The sequence below is a fragment of the Streptomyces sp. CNZ287 genome (assembly GCF_007827615.1).
Genome location: NZ_VISV01000001.1, coordinates 425,368 through 444,894, shown reverse-complemented (window position 1 = coordinate 444,894; position 19,527 = coordinate 425,368). Strand labels below are relative to the sequence as shown.

Annotated in this window: 19 protein-coding genes; 7 read left to right on the top strand and 12 right to left on the bottom strand. The window is 72.1% G+C overall.

What is annotated here, in order from left to right; all coding sequences use genetic code 11:
• Positions 1-76: 76 nt before the first annotated feature.
• From FB457_RS01965 to FB457_RS01950, 4 genes are all read right to left on the bottom strand, one after another.
• Positions 77-1,162 (bottom strand): cobalamin-dependent protein, encoded by a 1,086-nt coding sequence (locus FB457_RS01965; RefSeq protein WP_145780577.1) that lies wholly within the window; start codon positions 1,160-1,162, stop codon positions 77-79.
• Positions 1,155-2,819 carry a PP2C family protein-serine/threonine phosphatase gene (locus FB457_RS01960; RefSeq protein WP_047017737.1) on the bottom strand — a complete coding sequence of 555 codons (1,665 nt, stop codon included), beginning with the start codon at positions 2,817-2,819 and terminating at the stop codon, positions 1,155-1,157. The genes FB457_RS01965 and FB457_RS01960 overlap by 8 nt, the downstream gene beginning before the upstream one ends.
• A 359-nt stretch (positions 2,820-3,178) precedes the next feature.
• Positions 3,179-3,451, bottom strand: coding sequence for a hypothetical protein (locus tag FB457_RS01955; protein WP_145780575.1), 273 nt, complete (start codon positions 3,449-3,451; stop codon positions 3,179-3,181).
• On the bottom strand, positions 3,448-3,801 hold the full coding sequence (locus tag FB457_RS01950; RefSeq protein WP_047017739.1) for a hypothetical protein: 354 nt from the start codon (positions 3,799-3,801) through the stop codon (positions 3,448-3,450). Before FB457_RS01950 ends, FB457_RS01955 begins: the two co-directional genes overlap by 4 nt.
• 323 nt (positions 3,802-4,124) lie before the next feature.
• Between FB457_RS01950 and FB457_RS01945 the strand changes: the two genes are divergently transcribed.
• Complete coding sequence (locus FB457_RS01945) at positions 4,125-4,988, top strand: peptidoglycan DD-metalloendopeptidase family protein (RefSeq protein ID WP_145780573.1); 864 nt, start codon at positions 4,125-4,127, stop codon at positions 4,986-4,988.
• Between the two features lie 82 nt (positions 4,989-5,070).
• On the opposite strand, the gene msrA is transcribed toward FB457_RS01945, so the two are convergent.
• Together msrA and FB457_RS01935 are read right to left on the bottom strand one after the other, a co-directional pair.
• Complete coding sequence (gene msrA, locus FB457_RS01940) at positions 5,071-5,763, bottom strand: peptide-methionine (S)-S-oxide reductase MsrA (protein ID WP_047017741.1); 693 nt, start codon at positions 5,761-5,763, stop codon at positions 5,071-5,073.
• A gap of 76 nt (positions 5,764-5,839) precedes the next feature.
• Positions 5,840-6,931, bottom strand: a complete 1,092-nt coding sequence (locus FB457_RS01935; RefSeq protein WP_047017742.1) for a membrane protein — start codon at positions 6,929-6,931, stop codon at positions 5,840-5,842.
• A 121-nt stretch (positions 6,932-7,052) separates the two neighbouring features.
• Between FB457_RS01935 and FB457_RS01930 the strand changes: the two genes are divergently transcribed.
• The gene (locus tag FB457_RS01930) at positions 7,053-8,198 is read left to right on the top strand and encodes a cystathionine gamma-synthase (RefSeq protein WP_047017743.1); all 1,146 of its coding nucleotides are present in this window, start codon (positions 7,053-7,055) and stop codon (positions 8,196-8,198) included.
• 136 nt (positions 8,199-8,334) lie between these two features.
• Here the strand turns inward: FB457_RS01930 and FB457_RS01925 are convergent, their stop codons facing one another.
• From FB457_RS01925 to FB457_RS01915, 3 genes are all read right to left on the bottom strand, one after another.
• Positions 8,335-8,589: a hypothetical protein gene (locus FB457_RS01925; protein ID WP_047017744.1), complete on the bottom strand. Its 255-nt coding sequence runs from the start codon at positions 8,587-8,589 to the stop codon at positions 8,335-8,337.
• The gene (locus FB457_RS01920; protein WP_145780571.1) at positions 8,586-9,065 is read right to left on the bottom strand and encodes a sigma factor-like helix-turn-helix DNA-binding protein; all 480 of its coding nucleotides are present in this window, start codon (positions 9,063-9,065) and stop codon (positions 8,586-8,588) included. Before FB457_RS01920 ends, FB457_RS01925 begins: the two co-directional genes overlap by 4 nt.
• A 99-nt stretch (positions 9,066-9,164) precedes the next feature.
• Positions 9,165-9,767: a MarR family winged helix-turn-helix transcriptional regulator gene (locus FB457_RS01915; RefSeq protein ID WP_047017746.1), complete on the bottom strand. Its 603-nt coding sequence runs from the start codon at positions 9,765-9,767 to the stop codon at positions 9,165-9,167.
• A gap of 258 nt (positions 9,768-10,025) precedes the next feature.
• Here FB457_RS01915 and ilvA point away from each other — a divergent pair, with 258 nt between their 5' ends.
• The 3 genes from ilvA to FB457_RS01900 all read left to right on the top strand — a co-directional run bounded on the left by ilvA (position 10,026) and on the right by FB457_RS01900 (position 13,454).
• Positions 10,026-11,249, top strand: coding sequence for a threonine ammonia-lyase (gene ilvA / locus FB457_RS01910; RefSeq protein WP_145780569.1), 1,224 nt, complete (start codon positions 10,026-10,028; stop codon positions 11,247-11,249).
• A gap of 331 nt (positions 11,250-11,580) precedes the next feature.
• The gene (locus FB457_RS01905; RefSeq protein WP_047017748.1) at positions 11,581-12,600 is read left to right on the top strand and encodes an ATP-binding cassette domain-containing protein; all 1,020 of its coding nucleotides are present in this window, start codon (positions 11,581-11,583) and stop codon (positions 12,598-12,600) included.
• Entirely contained in the window at positions 12,597-13,454 is an 858-nt protein-coding gene (locus tag FB457_RS01900; RefSeq protein ID WP_047017749.1) for an ABC transporter permease, read from the top strand. Before FB457_RS01905 ends, FB457_RS01900 begins: the two co-directional genes overlap by 4 nt.
• A 90-nt stretch (positions 13,455-13,544) precedes the next feature.
• Here FB457_RS01900 and greA read toward each other — a convergent pair whose 3' ends face one another.
• The gene (greA, locus tag FB457_RS01895) at positions 13,545-14,042 is read right to left on the bottom strand and encodes a transcription elongation factor GreA (RefSeq protein ID WP_027771611.1); all 498 of its coding nucleotides are present in this window, start codon (positions 14,040-14,042) and stop codon (positions 13,545-13,547) included.
• A 146-nt stretch (positions 14,043-14,188) separates the two neighbouring features.
• The gene (locus FB457_RS01890; RefSeq protein ID WP_047017750.1) at positions 14,189-14,599 is read right to left on the bottom strand and encodes a DUF4307 domain-containing protein; all 411 of its coding nucleotides are present in this window, start codon (positions 14,597-14,599) and stop codon (positions 14,189-14,191) included.
• A gap of 112 nt (positions 14,600-14,711) precedes the next feature.
• Here FB457_RS01890 and mca point away from each other — a divergent pair, with 112 nt between their 5' ends.
• Complete coding sequence (gene mca / locus FB457_RS01885; protein WP_047017751.1) at positions 14,712-15,584, top strand: mycothiol conjugate amidase Mca; 873 nt, start codon at positions 14,712-14,714, stop codon at positions 15,582-15,584.
• A gap of 4 nt (positions 15,585-15,588) precedes the next feature.
• The gene (locus FB457_RS01880; protein WP_047017752.1) at positions 15,589-15,999 is read left to right on the top strand and encodes a hypothetical protein; all 411 of its coding nucleotides are present in this window, start codon (positions 15,589-15,591) and stop codon (positions 15,997-15,999) included.
• Positions 16,000-16,173: 174 nt separating this feature from the next.
• Here the strand turns inward: FB457_RS01880 and FB457_RS01875 are convergent, their stop codons facing one another.
• Positions 16,174-19,518, bottom strand: a complete 3,345-nt coding sequence (locus FB457_RS01875; RefSeq protein WP_173534877.1) for a tetratricopeptide repeat protein — start codon at positions 19,516-19,518, stop codon at positions 16,174-16,176.
• Between the last annotated feature and the right edge of the window lie 9 nt (positions 19,519-19,527).

The following is a 19,527-nucleotide window of genomic DNA, read 5'->3' as shown; positions in this document are numbered from 1 at the left end:
GGAACGGAGCGAGCCGCCGGACGTCGGTTCCCCCGCGGAGGCGACCGGACCCCCACGACCGCGCCGCGGCACTCGTTCATCCCGGACCGCCGGAGTCGTCCTCCTCCCCCCTGGCGAGAAACCGGCGGCCCGCCGAGAGTTTGTCGAGGGCCTGCGGCGACCCCTTCAGCCGGTCGGCGAGGGCGTCGGCCATCACGATGAGGAAGTGCGAGTCCGCCGAGCGGGCGGAGAGATACGTCCGTACGAAGGCGAGATGCTGAGTGAACACGCGCTCGTCGTCGACGTAGACGGCCGCTGCCAGGGAATCCAGCAACCGGCCGAGAACCCCCGCGCCCTCCTCGTGCTCCATGCCGGAGACGGATCCCGTACCCGGGCCCGGGTGCATGTCCCGCAGCGCGGACGCCATGTGCTCCAGCAGCCCGGGTCGTTGCCTGACGAGCATCGCGTACGCCTCTACGGCATCCGCCTCGACCGACGACTCTCCGCGCAACACCGGCGGCCAGTGGCGCATCAGTGCGTCCGCGGCGTCACGCGCGTCGGCCGCGTAGAGGTCCGCACCCAGCGCGTACGCCCATGTGCCCCCGGGACCGAACCCCGCCCCGCCCGTGACGACGGGAACGCCGGCCCACCGGCAGATCTCGATCTGCCGGTGCGCGAGCGGGAGGTTCCAGGGCAGCGTGCACGAGAGAGCGACCACGTCGGGGCCGTGCTGGTGGACGTCCGAGAGGATCCCCTGCGGGGACACCGACCCGCCGAGTGAGCGCACGTCGAAGCCGTGCAGTCGCAGCACCTCGGTGAGGATCTGGGCGGGGAGGACGTGCCATTCGCCGTCGCTGCACGCCACCAGCACGTGGCCCCGTGAACCGGCCCCGCCGGGCAGGCGGATGATGCCGCGGGCAGCGGCCGCTGCCGCCACCGCGTCGACGGTCTTCCTGCTGACATGGGTGGCCGCGTGCTCCTGCGATACCGTCCACTCGCCTGACTCCCACCGCGCACCGATCCTCACCTGCGCGGGCGCCACCAGCCGGAGCAGCACGTCCTCCGCGCTCACGCCGCCCGTCACCAGACCCACGGCCAGCTCGACCGCCGCGTCCTCGTCCGCGGCTGCCAGGCAGGCGTCGAAGCGGGCCCGGGCGGCTTCGGGGATCCGGGTCTCACTCATGGGATCCCGGCCTTCCCGGCAACGGGGGACTCGCGTGGCTTCCGGGCTGACGCTGCAGGGAGGCGCCACGGCGCGGAGGTGCCTGAAGCGTGAGGATGGAGATGTCGTCGTGCGGGCGGCCGGCAAGCCATTCGGTCGTGAGCAGCTCCAGCCGCTCGGCGACCGACGCCGCCTGCATGTCCGTGCAACTGGCCAGCGCGTCGACGAGGCGTTCGTCGCCGTACATCTCCCGCCCGCTCGCACCGCCTCGCGCTTCGGTGACCCCGTCGCTGTAGAAGAGGATCAGCTCACCGGGTTCGAGAACGACCTCGGTCAGGCTGAAACCGGGATCGGGCACAGCCCCGACGAGCGTGCCCTCGCAGGTGATCTCCTCCACCCTTCCGTCGCCACGCAGTACGAGCGGGGAGAGGTGGCCGCCGCCGGCGATCTCCACCTTCACCGAGCCGTCGTCGCGGGGACGGGCGGAGCCCGTGACCAGGGTCGCGAAACGGTGGCCGTCGCTCAGGACGATCTCGTTCAGCAGATACAGATCGCGCAGGGGTTCGCTTTCCTGCGCGACCATCGCCAGCGTCCGCATGCTCTGCCGCAGGTGCCCCGCCAGCACCGCGGCCTCCGCACCCTTCCCGGACACGTCACCGAAGAAGAACGTGACCCCGCCCAGGGCGGAGGGGGCCACGTGGTAGAAGTCGCCGCTGATGTGCAGCGCCTCGGCGGCCGGCCGGTAGGCGGCGCCGAGCCTGAGGCCGTCGGCGGCGGGCAGTGGTTCCGGGGCCATGCTCGCTTGCAGGACGGCGATGGTGTGGGCCTGCTGCGTATAGAGCGCCGCCGTCGCCAGCGCGAGTCCGGCCCTCACGGCCAACTCGTGCGCCAGCTCGATGTCGGCCTCGTCGAACGGCGCCCGTTCCGGGCCGCGCAGCATGATCAGCGCGCCGGCCGGTACGCCCCCCGCGGCGAGCTGGGCCACGAGCGGCTCTCCGCCTGGAACGAGCTCCGCGGGCATGAGGTTGTCGAGCGGGTCCAGCTCCTGAGGGCTGATGACCGTGGGGTGCGGTTGAAGGCCGTACAGCGCGTTCGCGATCTCGGGCACCTCTTCGAGCCTCTCGACCGCCACCTCACCGGAGGAGCGCGCCCCGCCCGGACCCGCCCGGTGCCAGTCCGTACGCCGCCCGCTCGGGGGCAGGACGACCACGGACGCGTCCGCCAGTCTGGGGGTGACGATCTCGGTGAGCGTACGGACAGTGCGGCTGTGATGGAGCGAAGCGCCGAGCCGCTGGGTGGCCTCCTCCAGGAAGGCCGACCTGGCGCGTTCGTCGACGAGCGCCGCCTCGGCCTCCTGTGCACTGCTCACCTGACTGACCAGCCACACCGCGAGTCCGTCGACGGTACGCAGACGACCGCGGAGCCTGCGGCCCCCGTGGGCGGCGGAGAAGCGCTTCGCCCCCCGGGCGCCGGCACGAGCCAGGGGCGGCGCCGACGCACTCGCCGGCTCTCCCGGGCGCAACCGGGGAAAGAGGCGGACGGCGGCCCGGTTGAACCCCCGGATCGTCCCGTCGGGGCGGTCGCACGTGACGATGGCCTCGTCGACCAGATCCAGCAGCTCGCCAAGCTGCGCGGAGGCATGGCTCCACACGCCCGCGCCGCCTCCGTCGTCCGCCATCGGCTACCACCTCTTGCGCGCTCCGCTCCCGCGCCCGCAGCATTTCAGGTCGAAGCCCTCTTTTGTGGTATTTGTCCGCTATGGCGGTGCTCGTCACGCCATGCGCGGCACGGTGATGCCGGAGACCGGCAGCCGCATCAACGGTCCGGGCGGTGTGCCCGGGAGGGCCGTGACGCCGTCGCGCGCATCGACGCCCTCACTCGGCGCCGACGACGCCCACCGGGCAGCTCACGCCCGTGCCGCCGAGCCTGCCGTGCCATGTGACCCGTTGGGGCCGAGTGCCGCCGATGTCCGTCGGGTGATGCGAGCAGGGCCCGGAGTTCGGGAGTGTCACCGCGGGGAACGTCGCAGAACTCCGGCTACAAGGCGTCGAACGGAGGCACGATACGGACAACGGCGATCAAACGGTCGCGAGGTACCGGCAGGAAGTAGAACCATCCGCCCGCAGCGTCCATCCGGCGCAGGCTGCCGGGCCGGGGGCCATGGCCCAGGTCGGTGATGTCGATTCCTGTACCTGCCAGCTCGACCAGGTCCCCGGCCAAACGCTCCACCTCTGCAACCACATGCTCGGGGAGGCCATCGGCTACATGAACGCGATCCGGGTCGTACTCCCAACGCCACCCCGTGCTCACTGGATCGGGATACCGAGGGCGGTATGTGCTGCGTCCAGGATCTTGCCGATCTCGGAGACTGCTCGCCGCGCTTGGGCGCTGTCGTCCCCTTGGGCGGTGTCCTCCCAGTAGCGCAACTGTGCGGCCATGTCGGGGTGGCGCTGGATGTGGACGTAGACGGCCCACTGGGCGATGAACCGCTGGAGCGGTCCCATTTCGGAGCCCTGCCGGGTCTGGTCAGCCGCTTGGTCCAGCTCGCGAGTGAAGGCCGGCAGCGCGGCAGGCGCAATCTGGCTGACGGCCTGCCGCAGGGTGGTCACCGTCGCGGCCGGCTGAGGGATGAGCGGCTGCCCGGCGGTTGAGATCGTCATTGCTACTCCCATAGGGCCGAGTCTGATCCCTCGCGGCAGCGTACCGGGTGCAAGTCCGTTCCCGCCGCTCGAAGGGGTGAGGGAGAAGCGATTCAGCTCTCCGTCGGAGCGATGCCGGTGGGGCAGGAGCCGCCGTCCGGCCGATCACTCAGCTTGACGCCCGTGCCCGGGGGCCTGCCGTGACGTGTGACCCGTCGGGGCCGGTGCTCGTCGACGTCCGTCGTGCGATGGCGTCATGCTCATAACAAAATCTACGCGCGTAGGATATGGTGATTCTGCACCGGCATCGCTAGTTCAAGTCACCTTGAAAAAAGGGAGTTGACGTGCACGGAAACCATGAGGCCGATGGCGTCCGGAAAGACCGGTCACCCGTCGGACTGGATCGGCGCACCCTGCTGCGCGGCTCAGCAGTGTTCGGCCTGGCAGCCGGCGGTGTACTGCTCTCGGGGAACCCCGCCCAGGCGCTGGACATCTATAACCCGTTCAGCGGCTACCCGATGACCGGCAGTTGGCAGGACCACATCGACCGAGGCTCCCTGGGCGGAATCGACTACGCCATGAGCGTCGGCACCAGACTCCCGGCCGCCGGCGCCGGCGTCGTCAGGAACATCCCGTACAACGGCACCGGCGGACACACTGTGACCATCACTCACAGTGACGGGTACCGGACGCAGTACATGCACCTCTCACAGTTCCTGGTCGCCGACGGCACCTCAGTCGGCAAGGGAGGCACCGTCGGACTCTCCGGTGGTGCAGCCGGAGCCCCAGGCTCCGGAAACTCCACCGGCCCCCACGTCCACTGGCACCTGATCACCCCGGCTGGCACCCGAGTCAACCCGCTGGACTACATAGGCGGTGGTGGTGCGCTGCCGAAGACGACGACGGAGGAGGACGGCGTCCCCGGTCCCGTCATGTGGATGCGGACGCAGAACTGGCTGCGGATCGAGTCCGGCTACACGGGGCCCATCGACGGTGTTCCCGGACCCAACACCTACGCCGCGCTCCAGAGGAACATGCGCAACTGGGGCTACACCGGGCCCATCGACGGTGTTCCCGGGCCCAACACCTGGGCCGCGGTCCAGCGTCTGGCCGCCTCCTATGGCTACACCGGACCCATCGACGGCGTGATGGGCCCCAACTCCTGGCGGGGCTTCAGCCGTTTCATCAACGAAGACCGCTGGGACTGAACCATTCCCCACCCCGGGGTCTGATGCTGCAATGCAAGGCGAGGTCCGTTCCTACCGCTCGAACGAGTGAGGGAGAAGCGATTCAGCTCTCCGTCGGAGCGATGCCGGTGGGGCAGGAGCCGCCCTCCGACTGGTCACTCAGCTTGACGCCCGTGCCGCCTATGCCGCAGTAGCCGCCCGGGTTCTTGTCCAGGTACTGCTGGTGGTAGGGCTCCGCCGGGTAGAAGGGGCGGTCGGCTGCCGGGAGGATTTCCGTGGTGATGTCGCCGTAGCCCGAAGCGGACAGGACCTGCTGGTACGCGGCGCGCGAGGCGTCCGCCGCCTTCGCCTGGGCGGGGGTGTGCGTGTAGACCGCGGAGCGGTACTGCGTGCCGATGTCGTTGCCCTGGCGGAAGCCCTGCGTCGGGTCGTGGGACTCCCAGAACAGCTTGAGCAGCTCGTCGTACGACACCACCGCCGGGTCGTACACCACCCGGACCGCCTCGGTGTGGCCCGTCCGGCCCGAGCAGACCTCCTCGTACGTCGGGTGCGTCGTGTGTCCGCCCTGGTAGCCGACCAGGGTCGTCCACACGCCCGGCGTCTGCCAGAAGTTGCGCTCGGCGCCCCAGAAACAGCCCAGGCCGAAGTCCGCGACCTCCAGGCCCTCCGGGTACGGGCCCTCCAGCGGGTTGCCCAGCACCGTGTGGCGCTCCGGGACGGGGAAGGCGGGTGCGGCGCGGCCGGGAACCGCCTCGTCCTTGGTCACGAGGTGGTTCTTGTGGCGGTTCAGGAACATCTCCGGCCTCCTCCGCTGACGCTGCTGATTACCCTTCCAAGGAACGTATCGCGCACCTCTGACATTCCCCGCCGCCTCACTTCAACGCGGCGCCTCTGCCGCCCTCGTACCCCGCCACCGCTAGCGCCCGGTACGCCGCGTACTCCGCCGCCGGCTGCTCGCTCAGCGACCACGGGAGCGCGCCCACGTACCCGTCCACGTGGCGCATCTGCTCCAGCGCTTCCTCGTACCGCTCCGCCCGCACCAGGAAGCACGCCAGCAGGTGCCGTACGTGCGGCAGCATCGGGTGGTCCGCCGGGGCGTGGTGCACCGCGTACTGCGCGCCCTCGATCGCCTGCCTGACGACCTCGCCCTCGTACAGCCCCCGCACCAGGTTCGCCTCCGGCAGGTGCTCCCAGACCGCGAACAGCGGCAGCGCGGGCAGCAGGGCCCCCGGCCCCGCCGAGGCGGCCGCGCGCTGCGCGAAGTCGTACGCCGCCTCCCTGGAGCCGTGCCACTTCTCGCACGCGTACTGCAGCGCCGCGAGGTGCGCGCCCATGTGGTCGCCCGCGCGCTGTTCGACCGTGTGCCACAGCTCTTCGAAGTCCGCCTCGCGGTAGTGCGCCCCGCGGGCGATGGCCAGCTCGATGATGTACGGCATGGGGCTGCCCGGCGCCAGCATCGCCGCCTCCGCGCAGATCTTCTTCGCCTCCTCCAGGATCACCGGGAACTCCGACGCCCCCGCCCCGGCCATCCACGCCTGCCGTACCAGGAACTCTGCGTGCACCTCGGCCCCGCCCACGTCCTTGGGCTTCTCCGCCCGCCACGTGCGCAGCCACGCCCCGCCCTCGCCCGGCGCCTGCGCCAGCTCGAAGGCCGCCGCCCCCGCCAGCGTCTGCACCCGCTGCCAGCGCTGCTCCCACTCGTCGTCGGTGAGCGCGAGCAGCCGGGAGGCCGCCTGCCAGTCCTGGTCCTCCCGCAGCTCCCGCAGGACCTCGGCGAGCTGCGGGTCGGGGCCGGGCAGGCGGACGTCGAGCTCGTCGACGGGTACGAAGCCGTAGCTTCCGGCCGGGTCGACGGCCCGCGCGTTCGACTGCAGCACCTCCCGGCCGCCCCGGGCACGCCGCAGCAGGGGCACGGCGACCCATGCGATCAGGGCGATGGCGAGGAGTGCGAACAACAGTTCCATTGATGTGTCCTGAGTTCTCAAAGAAGGTGCGGGCCGGGCTGGTACACGTACGGGTCCTCCCCTCCAGCAAACCAGACCGCCGCGCGCAACGGCCCCCCTCCAGGGCTTATCCTCGGGCCGCATGAGCCAGCCCAGCTTCGAGACCGTCGCCATCCACGCGGGCCAGGAGCCCGACCCGGCGACGGGCGCGGTCGTACCGCCGATCCACCAGGTGTCCACGTACAAGCAGGACGGGGTGGGGGGCCTGCGCGGAGGCTACGAGTACAGCCGTTCCGCGAACCCCACCCGCACCGCCCTGGAACAGAACCTCGCCGCGCTGGAGGGCGGGGCCCGCGGCCTCGCGTTCGCCTCCGGCCTGGCCGCCGAGGACTGCCTGCTGCGCACCGCGCTCACCCCCGGCGACCACGTGGTCATCCCGGATGACGCGTACGGCGGCTCCTTCCGGCTCTTCGCGAAGGTCGCGGCGCGCTGGGGGGTGGAGTTCTCGGTCGCGCACACCGGGGACCCTGCGGCGGTACGGGCCGCGCTCACCGACCGTACGAAGCTCGTCTGGGTGGAGACGCCCAGCAACCCGCTGCTCGGCATCACCGACATCGCCGCCTCCGCCGCCGTCGCGCACGAGGCCGGCGCCCTGCTCGTCGTCGACAACACCTTCGCCAGCCCCTACCTGCAGCAGCCGCTGGCGCTCGGCGCCGACGTCGTCGTGCACTCCACGACCAAGTACATGGGCGGGCACTCGGACGTCGTCGGCGGCGCGCTCGTCGTGGCCGACCGCGAGCTGGGCGAGCGGCTGACGTTCCACCAGAACGCGATGGGCGCGGTGGCCGGGCCGTTCGACGCCTGGCTGGTGCTGCGCGGCATCAAGACGCTGGCTGTGCGGATGGACCGGCACAGCGCCAACGCGGCGCGCGTCGCGCACATGCTGGACCGGCACCCGCGCGTGACGCACGTGTACTACCCGGGCCTCGAAGACCACCCCGGCCACGAGACGGCCGCGAAGCAGATGCGCGACTTCGGCGGCATGGTGTCGTTCCGCGTCGAGGGCGGCGAGGAGGCGGCGGTCGAGGTCTGCAACCGGGCGCGGCTGTTCATCCTCGGGGAGTCGCTGGGCGGCGTCGAATCGCTGATCGAGCACCCGGGGCGGATGACGCACGCCTCGGCGGCGGGGTCGCCGCTGGAGGTGCCGGACGACCTGGTGCGGCTGTCGGTCGGGATCGAGTCGGTGGACGACCTGCTGGCGGACCTCACGCAGGCCCTGGGCGGCTGAGGACGGGGGCCTACCGGGCCGGGACACGCCCGGCCCGGACAGCCGGGCCCGGACGGACCGGGAGCGGGCCTCGCGGCCCCCGTTCACGCACCGGCCCGATGCCATGGGGCCCCGCCCGCAGGTCGGCCCCGCGGACTCACCAGCCGTCGAAGTCCGGCGTGGTCTGGGCCGGGTGATCCACCCACGCGCCGCTCACCGCGGCCCACACCGTCAGCGCCACCAGCGCCGCGACGAGCAGCAGCCACACCCCGGACCGCAGCAGCGTCCGGCGGCGCAGCAGACGCCGGCCGCGCGCCGCGGCCAGGTCGGCGAGCTGCGGCGGCACGGCGGGGTGCGGGCCGTCGAGGAGGTCGCGTACGGCCTGCTCCTTGCGGGCGGTGATCGAGATCACGGCGTCGCCACCTCCCGTCGCGTACGCCCCGGGGTCGGCGTGTGCCGGCTGAGCATGGCGGCGCTGGCCCGCATCAGTATCTGGTGGACCCGCTCGGGCGGCAGCCCGAGCGCGGCCGCGGTCTGCTCCTCGGCGACGCCCTCCGACATCCGCAGCACGAGCACCAGCCGCTCCTGCGGCGACAGCCGGTCGAGCAGGCCGCCGGAGGTGCGCCGGTAGCGCCAGGCGGTCTGCGCGTAGCGGGCGACGAGCTGCTGCCGCGCGGTCTCGTACGGATCCTCGCCGCGCAGCCGGTCCCAGCGGGCGTACGTACGGGCCAGGGCCTGGGTCAGCAGCCGTTCGGCCTGCGGGGCGGCGTCCGGCGGTTCGGCGGTGAGCAGTTGGGCGGCATGCAACAGCCGGCCGGCCGCGCCCGCGCAGAAGGTCTCGAACTCCAGGGCACGGCGGCGCTGTTGTGCCGAGCGCCGCTGACGCACAGCGCTGCTCCCTTCACCGCCCTCGAACCAATAGGACGGCAGCCGGGCGCCGGGGTCAAGACGTCGGCGGCAAGGAACGCCGGCAGAGACCTGATGTCGTCAGCCGTCCCCGTCCCCGTCCCCGTCCCGCGGGCCGCCCAGGCCGTCCCGCTCCGCGCTCCCCTCCCTGCTCTCCTCTCCGTTCCCCTCCCCGTCCTGCCGGCCGGACTGCCGGCCCTCCTGCTGCCCGGCGTTGGCCTGCGAGACCGAGGTGTTGAACCGCGTGAGCAGGGTGCAGAACGTGGCCCGCTCCATCGGCGTCCAGTCGGCGGTCAGCCGTGCGACCAGCTCGCGCCGCGAATCCTGCACCTCGTGCAGCCGCGCCCTGCCGAGCGGCGTCAGCTCCAGCACGACCGCGCGGCCGTCCTCGGGGTGGGTGGCGCGCTTGACCAGCCCGCCGTCGACGAGCGGCGCGACCTGCCGGGTCACGGTCGAGGAGTCGATGCCCATGCCGGCGGCGAGGGCCTTGACGCCCGTGGGGCCGTGCTGTTCCAGGCGGTTGAGCAGCAGGTAGGCGGCGCGGTCCATCGTGTTGCGCATCTGCCCGGCGCCGGCGAGGCGCGTCTGCTCGGCGCGGCGGGCGAAGACGGCCAGCTGATGCTGCAGATCGTTCAGCAGGTCGGCCGGTGCCGGGGTGTCGGTGGGAGAAGGGGGGGAGGGCATGGACGGTGCTCACTTCGTGAGGACGTTCACTGGCTGCGGATCTGGCTGCCGCCGCGGACACGGCGGCAGGGTCTGCGGGCGGGTGACTGCGGATACGGGGGCGGGCACGGACACGGGCGCGGGTCGGTCCGTAGGACAGGGGCGAGCATGTGGATTCGAACTGGGCCACAGATTACGCGGCCCCGCCGTGTGCCGTACGACCTGTGGAAAACCCCCTGTGGAAAACCCGGCGCCATCTCAGCGTGCGAGACTGTGGCCATGAGCGCAGCCGCGGCCGGTGCCGTCAGCCTGGACGACGTTCGCGACGCACAGAACATCCTCGCAGGCATCGCGCGGGTCACTGCGCTGGAGGGCAGCAGGTTCCTCTCCCGGCTGGTCGACGCGCCCGTCCATCTGAAGTGCGAGAACCTCCAGCGGACCGGTTCCTTCAAGCTCCGCGGCGCCTACGTGCGCATCGCCGGGCTCGGCGAGGGGCAGCGCCACCGGGGCGTGGTCGCCGCCAGCGCCGGGAACCACGCGCAGGGCGTCGCCCTGGCCGCGTCGCTGCTGGGCGTGCGCTCGACCGTCTTCATGCCGGTCGGCGCCCCGCTGCCCAAGGTCGCCGCGACGCTGGACTACGGCGCGGACGTCCGGCTGCACGGGCAGGTCGTCGACGAGACGCTGGAGGCGGCGGAGTCGTACGCCGCGGCGACCGGCGCCGTCCTCATCCACCCCTTCGACCACCCCGACGTGGTGGCGGGCCAGGGCACGGTCGGCCTGGAGGTGCTGGAGCAGTGCCCCGAGGTGTCGACGATCGTGGTGGGGATCGGCGGGGGCGGTCTGGCGGCCGGGATCGCGGTGGCAGTGAAGGCGGTCCGGCCCGACGTGCGGATCGTCGGCGTGCAGGCGGAGGACGCGGCGGCGTTCCCGCCCTCGCTCGCCGCGGGGCGGCCGGTGGCGCTGGAGTCGTTCGGGACGATGGCGGACGGCATCCAGGTCGGCAAGCCGGGCGACGTCCCCTTCAAAATCATTGGCGAGTACGTGGACGAGGTGCGTACGGTCTCCGAGGACGCGCTGTCCGCCGCGGTACTGCTGTGCCTGGAGCGGGCGAAGCTGGTCGTCGAGCCGGCTGGAGCGGCTCCGGTCGCCGCCCTGCTGTCCGATCCGGAGACCTTCGGGGGCGGTCCGGTGGTGGCGGTGCTCTCCGGCGGGAACGTCGATCCGCTGCTCGTCCAGCGCATCCTCCGGCACGGCATGGCGGCGGCGGGGAGGTACCTTTCGCTGCGGCTGCGCGTGACCGACCGCCCGGGGGTGCTCGCGACGCTGCTGGGGGTGTTGTCAGAGGCGGACGCTAACGTCCTCGACGTGAGCCATGTGCGGACGGATCCGCGCCTCGGGCTCACGGAGGCCGAAGTCGAGCTACAGCTGGAGACGAAGGGGCGGGAGCACTGTGATCGGGTGCTCGCTGCGCTCCGGAAAGCCGGGTACACGGTGACTGCCTGACACACACGAGTACGACGAGCACGAAGCGCTGCCCGACGCCCACCGTGCCCCGCGGGCATCACGCGTCACGCAGCGCCCCCGCGTACGACGCACCGGACGCGCGCCGCGGCGCCGCTGCCCCGGCCCGTACGCAACGAGGCGCAGAGGCGCACACACCCCCTCAGCCCACTGTTCACCCACCTCTCACGGCTCTGACACTCGCGACTTGACGCGATATATCGCGTGTTCTATTCTCCTGCTGTTGTCCGCCCGTCCGCCCATGTCTGACATTTGTTGAGAAGTGCCGCCAGACCGTCCACCACCGACTTCCATCCAACCTGGGGAGATCTCTATGCCAGGCGCCATCCACGCCGAAGGGCTGGTCAAGCACTTCGGCGATGTGCGGGCACTGGACGGCGTCGATCTCGACGTCCCCGAAGGCTCCGTTCTCGGTCTGCTCGGTCCCAACGGGGCCGGCAAGACCACCGCCGTCCGTGTGCTCACCACGCTGCTGCGACCCGACGCCGGGCGCGCCGAGGTCGCGGGGATCGACGTCCTCAAGCATCCGAACGAGGTGCGCAGGTCCATCGGCCTGTCCGGCCAGTTCGCCGCGGTCGACGAGTATCTGACCGGCCGCGAGAACCTCCAGATGGTCGGCCAGCTTTACCAGTTGAGTTCGCGCGACGCCAAGGCGCGCGCGGGCGTGCTGCTGGAGCGGTTCAACCTCGCCGACGCCGCGGACCGCACCGCCAAGACGTACTCCGGCGGCATGCGCCGGCGGCTCGACCTGGCCGCCGCGCTCGTCGTCGAGCCGCCCGTGATGTTCATGGACGAGCCGACCACCGGCCTCGACCCGCGCAACCGCCAGCAGCTCTGGGACGTCATCCAGGAACTGGTCAAGGGCGGCACGACGCTGCTGCTCACCACGCAGTACCTGGAAGAGGCCGACCACCTCGCGCACGACATCTGCGTCATCGACCACGGCCGCGTCATCGCGCGCGGCACCTCCGACGAGCTCAAGGCCCGGACCGGCGGCGAGCGCGTCGAAGTCGTCGTGCACCAGCGAGACCAGATCTTCGCCGCCAGCGAGGTCCTCGGCGCCCTCGGCCAGGGCGAGGTCACGGTCGCGGACCACACCCGCAAGCTCACCGTGCCCGTCAGCGGCGGCGCCCGGCTGCTCGCCGACGTCATCCGGGACCTGGACGAGCGCGGCATCGCCATCGACGACATCGGGCTGCGCCGTCCCACGCTGGACGACGTGTTCATCTCGCTCACCGGCCACGTGGCCGAGGCCGAGGACGGGGACGGGAAGGCCATCGAGGACGGCGGCCCCGGGGCCGCCGCAGACGCCGCGAAGGAGACCGACAAGTGACCGCCTCGACCGCCCCGGCGCGCCCGGGCCCCACGGCGCCGCCGGCTCTGGGGGGTGTCGGCCAGTCCGCCCGCGACTCAATGGTCGTCGCCAAGCGCAACCTGCTCCGGATGTCCCGGATCCCGGAAGTCGTCATCTTCGGCCTGATCCAGCCGATCATGTTCGTGGTGCTGTTCTCGTACGTGTTCGGCGGCTCGATGAACGTCGGCGGCAGCACGGACTCCGACGTGTACCGCGAGTTCCTGATGGCCGGCATCTTCGCCCAGACCGTCACCTTTGCCACGGCGGGTGCCGGCGCCGGCATAGCCGAGGACATGCACAAGGGGCTCATCGACCGCTTCCGGTCGCTGCCGATGGCCCGCGGTGCGGTCCTCACCGGCCGTACGCTGGCCGACCTGGTGCAGACCGCGCTGACGCTGGTGGTGCTGGCGCTCGTCGCCGCGCTGGTCGGCTGGCGGTTCCACGAGGGCCTGCCGAAGGCGCTGGCCGCGTTCGCCCTGCTGCTCCTGCTGGGCTACGCCTTCACCTGGGTCGGGGCGCTCATCGGGCTGTCGGTGCGTACGCCCGAGGCGGCCACGTCCGGCGGGCTGGTCTGGCTGTTCCCGGTGACGTTCGTCTCGAACGCCTTCGTGGACTCCAGCAGAATGACGCCCTGGCTGCAGCACATCGCCGACTGGAACCCCTTCAGCGCGACCGTGCAGGCCTGCCGCGAGCTCTTCGGCAACCCGGGCGTCAGCCCGTCCGACGCCTGGCCGATGCAGCACCCGGTGCTGGCCTCGCTGATCTACTCGGTCGCCATCATCGCGCTCTTCCGCACGCTGGCGGTGCGGAAGTACCGCAACTCCGCCGGGTAACGCGCCCCGCGGCGCACGTCGAAGCCCCCGGTCGGGGAACCTCGGTTCCCTCCGGGGGCTTCGCGATGGGCTGCTGCCTCCGACGCGCGGTCAGGCTGCGTACGGCTTGGCGTTGAGGATCGTCACCATGGCCTTCTTGCCGTTCGGCAACTCGTAGCTCGCCTCCTCGCCGACCTTCTTGCCGTTGACTCCCATGCCCAGCGGCGACTGCGGCGAGTACGTCTCGACGTCCCCGCTCGCGTACTCCCGGGAGGCCATCAGGAAGGTGAGGGTGTCGCTCTCGTCGCCGTCGAAGGCGATCGTGACGACCATCCCGGGCTCGACGACACCGTCGTCCGGCGGGGCCTCGCCGACCTTCGCGTTCTCGAGAAGTTGCTGAAGCTGGCGGACGCGCAGCTCCTGCTTGCCCTGCTCCTCCTTGGCCGCGTGATACCCGCCGTTCTCCCGCAGGTCACCCTCCTCGCGAGCCGCCTCGATCTTCTTGGCGATCTCGGTGCGTGCGGGACCCGACAGGTGCTCCAGCTCGGCCTTGAGCTGGTCATACGCCGCCTGGGTCAGCCAGGTGACGTTGTCGCTGGTCTGGGTCACAGGTGCTCCTTGTCGGTGGTGGTTCTGGTGCTGGGGGAACTTCTCATGCGTCTGTGATGCAGCAATCGCCCTACCCAGAAGAATTGCGCCTTCGTGGGTGGGGCGAAACCACGATCGTAACAATTCCGGCAGCGAGACGGCGACTGTTATCGCTCGTCGGCCGCCTTGCAGCCGACGAGCTCGGCGTTGGTGCCGCGCTCCGTGGTCCGGATCGACACCACGGTGTCGACGCGGGTCTTCGGCTCGTCGATGCGCACGTCGCGCACGCCGACCTCCGACTTGTCCGCTGCCAGCGAACGCAGCGTGCAGACGGCGTCGACGTCGGACTTCTTGCGGACCTCAAGGTGCGCTTGGACCTCGGTGTCGGACATCACCTGGAAGCGGATCAGCTCCCCGGACGCCTTCGAACCGGCCGTCGCGTCGACAGCGCCCCAGGCCACGAAGGTGAGCAGGGCCGCGCCGAGCACGGCGCCGACGACCTTCAGCCGCCGGTCGGCACGGGCGTCGGCCGAGCGGCCGTAACGGCCCTCGGGCAGCGTTCGGGGCGCACCGGCCATGATGGTCCCTCCCGGCAGAGCGGCTGGCTGCGGCTGACGGCGGAATGAATTGTCAGTCCGCTCAGTCACTATAGAAGCCGGCCTAGACGACCTGTTACCGAGGATTGAATCTGTGAGCGATGACCTGCGGCTGATGGCCGTCCACGCACACCCCGACGACGAGTCGAGCAAGGGTGCGGCCACCATGGCCAAGTACGTCTCGGAGGGCGTCGAGGTCCTGGTCGCCACCTGCACGGGAGGCGAGCGGGGGTCGATCCTGAACCCGAAGCTTCAGGGCGATGCCTTCATCGAGAAGAACATGCACGAGGTACGGCGCAAGGAGATGGCCGAGGCGCGGGAGATCCTCGGTGTGAAGCAGGCGTGGCTGGGGTTCGTCGACTCCGGGCTGCCGGAGGGGGACCCGCTGCCGCCGCTTCCGGAGGGCTGCTTCGCGCTGCAGGATGTCGACGAGGCGGCGGAGGCACTCGTCCGGCTGATCCGTGAGTTCAAGCCGCAGGTCATCACGACCTACGACGAGAACGGCGGCTATCCGCACCCCGACCACATCATGACCCACAAGATCACGATGGCCGCCTTCGAGGCTGCCGGCGACCCCGCGCGCTACCCGGACGCGGGCGAGCCCTGGCAGCCGCTGAAGGTCTACTACAACCAGGGCTTCAACCGGCCGCGGACCGTCGCGCTGCACGAGGCGATGCTCGCGCGCGGGCTGGAGTCGCCGTACGGGGAGTGGCTGGAGCGGTGGAAGGAGTTCGAGCGCAAGGAGCGCACGATCACGACGTACGTGCCGTGCGCCGACTTCTTCGCGATCCGCGACAAGGCGCTGATCGCGCACGCGACGCAGATCGACCCCGACGGGCCGTTCTTCAAGATCCCCATGGAGGTCCAGCAGGAGGTCTGGCCCACCGAGGAGTACGAGCTGGCGAAGTCGCTCGTGGATACTTCCCTCCCCGAGGACGACCTCTTCGCCGGCATCCGCGACAATTGAGCGTGTGAACACCACATTGGCTGCCGATCTCGTCCCGCTCGCGGAGGAGCTCGACAAGAACAAGGTCACGCCGGGCGTCCTCGGCTTCATCGTCTTCGCGCTTCTCGGCGTCGCGGTGTGGTTCCTGCTGAAGAGCATGAACCGCCACCTGGGCAAGGTCGACTTCAAGGAGAAGACCGACCGCGGCGACGCCGGCCCCGGCGGCTCCCGCCCGGAGGGCGAGGGCCCGGGAGACGGGGGCGATCCGCGTGACGACAAGCCCCGCGGGGACGCACCGCGCGGGTCGGCCCCGCGCGGTGACGCGCCCCGCGGCGGCGCCCCGCGCGACGACAGCCCCCGCGGCGAGTCACCGCGCACCCCGGCGCCGGCGGAGAGCCCGGCGGCCGACAAGCAGCCGGTCGCCCGCCGCCGCTGACGACGGCGGCGGGCACGGCCTCCGGGCCGACACGGGCCAGTGGAGCCAAGCCGGGGATCCCGGGCGCGCTCAGCGCCCGGCCACGCCGTCGCCCCTGCCTGAGCGAGGCCGGTCGCGGCCGGCCTGTGGTCAGCGGCGGGCTTCCGGGCCGCCGGTCAGCCTGCCGGCCGCCGGTCAGCCCGCCAGGGCGCCGTCGCCCGCGGGGGCCGCGCCGTCCAGCGGGACGCCCATGACCTCGCGGGCATGCCGGCTCGGGACCATCCCCAGGCGCCACGCCTGCCAGCCCGTCTCCGGCTCCACGCCACGCTCCAGCACGAGCTGGAACGTCTCCGCGTAGTCCTCCAGCGCCGGGTCGACCACTCCGCGGCGCCCCGCGGTCACCGTACGCAGCTCGTCCAGCAGCTCCGACAGCTCCTGCTGTGCCACCGCCGCACCCACCACCGAGCCGCCGGGCGAGGCGAACGGCAGCAGCGTGCAGCGCAGGAACCGGGCCCACGTCGCGCCCCGCCGGTCGCCGATGCCGCCGAACAGGTCTATCGCCGTGTCCACCAGCTCCAGCGCCTGCCCTGCGCGGCCGTTGCCCGCGTCGATCACCGCCAGCTCGATGCAGGACCACGCCTCGCCGTGGGCCACACCCACCCGGCGGAAGTCCTGCCTGGCGTCCTGGAGCAACTGCCGGGCGAAGCCGCTGTTGCGCAGCGTGCCGGTCTGCTCGGCGCGCAGGTCGCGGGTGACCCGCGCGGAGTGGTGCCGCGCGCAGGCCAGCCCGTACACGTCCCGCATGCGGCTGAACATCGAGCGGGACCGCTCCAGCGCCCGCACCGCCGACTCCCGCTTGCCCGCGCCCTCCTGGGCCTGGCCCAGGTAGTACAGCGTCCAGGCCTCACCGCGCGCGTCGTCGTTCTCCCGGTGCCGGGCGAGGGCCGCCTTGAGCTGCGTCACGGCAGTGGCCGGGTCGGCGGCGACCAGCCGGGCGCGGGCGAGCTGCGTCATCGCCCAGGCCTCGCCGCGGCCGTCGCGGGTGCGCGCGTACTGCTCCAGGGCCTCCTCCAACTCCTCCTCGGCTCCCGGGACGTCGCCCATCCGCAGCCGCACCTGGCCGAGCTGGAAGTGCGCCCATGCCTGGCCGTGCACGCTCTCGCTCTCCTGGTGCAGCGCGAGCGCCTGGTCCAGCAGCGTCAGCGCGTCGCCCAACTGGGCTCGGTCGCGCAGCACGGCCGCCAGCGCGTGCAGCGTCCAGGCGCGGTCGCCGCGCATGTTCTCGCCCTGCTGCATCTGCAGGGCCTCGCGCAGCTTCGCCTCCGCCTCGCGCAGGCTGCCCTGCTGCTGCAGGGTGATGCCCAGGTCGCGCAGGGCCCGGGCGGCGCCGGCGGAGTGCTGCGCCTCGCGGTAGAGGTCGACCACGGAGGACAGCGTGGAGCGGGCCTTGTCCAGCTCGCCGAGCTGCCGGGCGGCGACGCCCGTACGCCACTGGACCGAGCGCATCAGCAGTCCCTGGTCGGCGGCCTTGGTGAGCTCGTTCAGCTCGCCGAGGCGGTACAGGTCGCCGCGGAGCAGGCAGTAGTCCGCGAGGGCGCCCAGCAGGTGCAGCACGGTGGCCTGGTCTACGCCCTCGGCGTGCCGCAGGGCGGCGGTGATGAAGCTCTGCTCGTCGTCCAGCCAGCGCAGCGCCGAGTCCAGCGAGGTGAAGCCGTGCGAGCCGAAGCCGTCGGCGCGGGTCGACGTGCGCCCGTCGACCAGCCGGATCACCGAGTCGGCCAGCTCCGCGTAGCTGCGGATCAGCCGCTCGTGCGCGGCGGCGCGCACCTCGGGGTCCTCCTCGTCGAGCAGCCGGGCGTACGCGAAGCGCCGCACCAGGTCGTGCACCCGGAAGCGGGAGCCGCGCACGTGCTCCACCAGCCCCGCGCGGGCCAGCGCCGTCAGCCGCTTGCCGGCCTCCTCCTCGCCGACGTCGAGGAGCGCGGCGCAGGCCGCCGCTCCCAGGCTCGCCCGGCCGACCAGCGACAGCCGGCGCAGCAGCGCCCGGGTCGGCTCCGCCAGGTCGCCGTAGCGCAGCCACAGGGCGCGCTCCACCGGGCCCACCGGCCCGTAGGCGTCCAGCGCCTCGGCGAGCCCGACGAGGCTGCGCCCGTCCAGCGCGGAGCCCGCGATGCGCAGCGCCAGCGGCAGCCCGCCGCAGAGCATCCCGATGCGGTCGGTGGACTGCGCGTCGTACGGGTCGGCGGAGCGCTGCGCGCCCTCCGTCCCCCGGGCCATGGCGCTCAGCAGCTCCTCGGCGGCGGTCGGCTCCAGGCCCTCGACGGGCATGTGGTGCACCCAGGCGTCGAGGTCGTCGGGCAGCTCGAGGCGCTCGCGCGAGGTCACCAGCACCAGGCTCTCGGAGCGCTCCGGCACCAGCAGCCTGACCTGCTCGGCGTCGACCGCGTCGTCCAGCACTATCGATACCGGCAGCGACGTCAGATGCTGGTGGTACAGCTCGATGAGCCGGCGCAACTGCGCGTCGTGTGCCGGGCGCTCGCGGAACATGAGCTGGTCGCGCGGGGCACCGAGGCGGTTGAGCAGGTGCAGCAGCGCGTCGCGGGTGGGCAGCGGGTCCTCGCCCAGGCTCTCCCCGCGCAGGTCCACCACCACGGCGGCGCGGAACTGCTCGCGCAGTTGGTGAGCGGCGCGGACCGCGAGCGCGGTGCGCCCGGCGCCGGGCGGGCCGTGCAGGAGGACGACGGTCGGCTTGGTCTCCGTGCTGGCGCGGCCCTGCTGCACCCACCCGGCGATCTGGGTGAGCTGCGCCTTGCGGCCCACGTACACCGGGGAGCCCTCGGGCAGTTGGCGGTAGGACTGCTCCAGGGTGGCCCGCTGCCGCGCCTCCTGGCTGCGGTTCCGGCGTGACTGGGGCTCGCGGTCCGTACCCCCGCCGCCGGCCGTGCTCGGCCGGGGGCGGTCGGCGGCGGGCTCGGCGCGGCTGCCGGTGCGGGTGGCGGCCGAGATCATCCGCTGCTGGTCGAAGAAGGGCCGCACGCCGCGCAGCTCCAGCGCCGTCAGCCACTGCAGCCGGAGCTGCTCCGGGCCGCCGGGCTGACGGGCGGCGCCCGAGCGCGTGTTGCCCGAGAGCCAGTGGGCCAGGCCGATCTGCACCAGACCCGCGACGAGCCCGGCGAGGCCGGCCGCCACCCCGGTCCAGAGCGCGGCCGTGGAGCCCAGACCCTCCTCGGCGGAGACGAGCAGGGCGATGGCGGCGGCGCTGAGCGTCGCCGTCACGGCGGGCCCGATCGACTGCGGGGTGAAGCGCTCGGCGAGCGAGCGCCTGCCCGCGGCGGCCTCGTCCAGGGCGCGCACATACGCCCCGTACTCCTCGGCGGCGCGCTCCGCCATGTCGTCCAGCGCCGCCCGCGCCCGGCCGAGCAGCACCACGCCGTCGGTCCGGCCACCGGAGCGGCGCACTTCTTCCTCCACCGCGCGGGTGAGAAGAAGCTCCGCCTCCCCCCGATGCTTGTCGCGCAGTCGGGACGCTGTGCCCGGCATGTGCTCCCC

What these genes read in the sequence shown, in the direction of transcription:
- FB457_RS01965 (WP_145780577.1), bottom strand. Translation starts at nt 1,162, where the DNA reads ATGAGTGAGACCCGGATCCCCGAAGCCGCCCGGGCCCGCTTCGACGCC.
- FB457_RS01960 (WP_047017737.1), bottom strand. Translation starts at nt 2,819, where the DNA reads ATGGCGGACGACGGAGGCGGCGCGGGCGTGTGGAGCCATGCCTCCGCG.
- FB457_RS01950 (WP_047017739.1), bottom strand. Translation starts at nt 3,801, where the DNA reads ATGACGATCTCAACCGCCGGGCAGCCGCTCATCCCTCAGCCGGCCGCG.
- msrA (WP_047017741.1), bottom strand. Translation starts at nt 5,763, where the DNA reads ATGTTCCTGAACCGCCACAAGAACCACCTCGTGACCAAGGACGAGGCG.
- FB457_RS01935 (WP_047017742.1), bottom strand. Translation starts at nt 6,931, where the DNA reads ATGGAACTGTTGTTCGCACTCCTCGCCATCGCCCTGATCGCATGGGTC.
- FB457_RS01930 (WP_047017743.1), top strand. Translation starts at nt 7,053, where the DNA reads ATGAGCCAGCCCAGCTTCGAGACCGTCGCCATCCACGCGGGCCAGGAG.
- FB457_RS01915 (WP_047017746.1), bottom strand. Translation starts at nt 9,767, where the DNA reads ATGCCCTCCCCCCCTTCTCCCACCGACACCCCGGCACCGGCCGACCTG.
- ilvA (WP_145780569.1), top strand. Translation starts at nt 10,026, where the DNA reads ATGAGCGCAGCCGCGGCCGGTGCCGTCAGCCTGGACGACGTTCGCGAC.
- FB457_RS01905 (WP_047017748.1), top strand. Translation starts at nt 11,581, where the DNA reads ATGCCAGGCGCCATCCACGCCGAAGGGCTGGTCAAGCACTTCGGCGAT.
- FB457_RS01890 (WP_047017750.1), bottom strand. Translation starts at nt 14,599, where the DNA reads ATGGCCGGTGCGCCCCGAACGCTGCCCGAGGGCCGTTACGGCCGCTCG.
- FB457_RS01875 (WP_173534877.1), bottom strand. Translation starts at nt 19,518, where the DNA reads ATGCCGGGCACAGCGTCCCGACTGCGCGACAAGCATCGGGGGGAGGCG.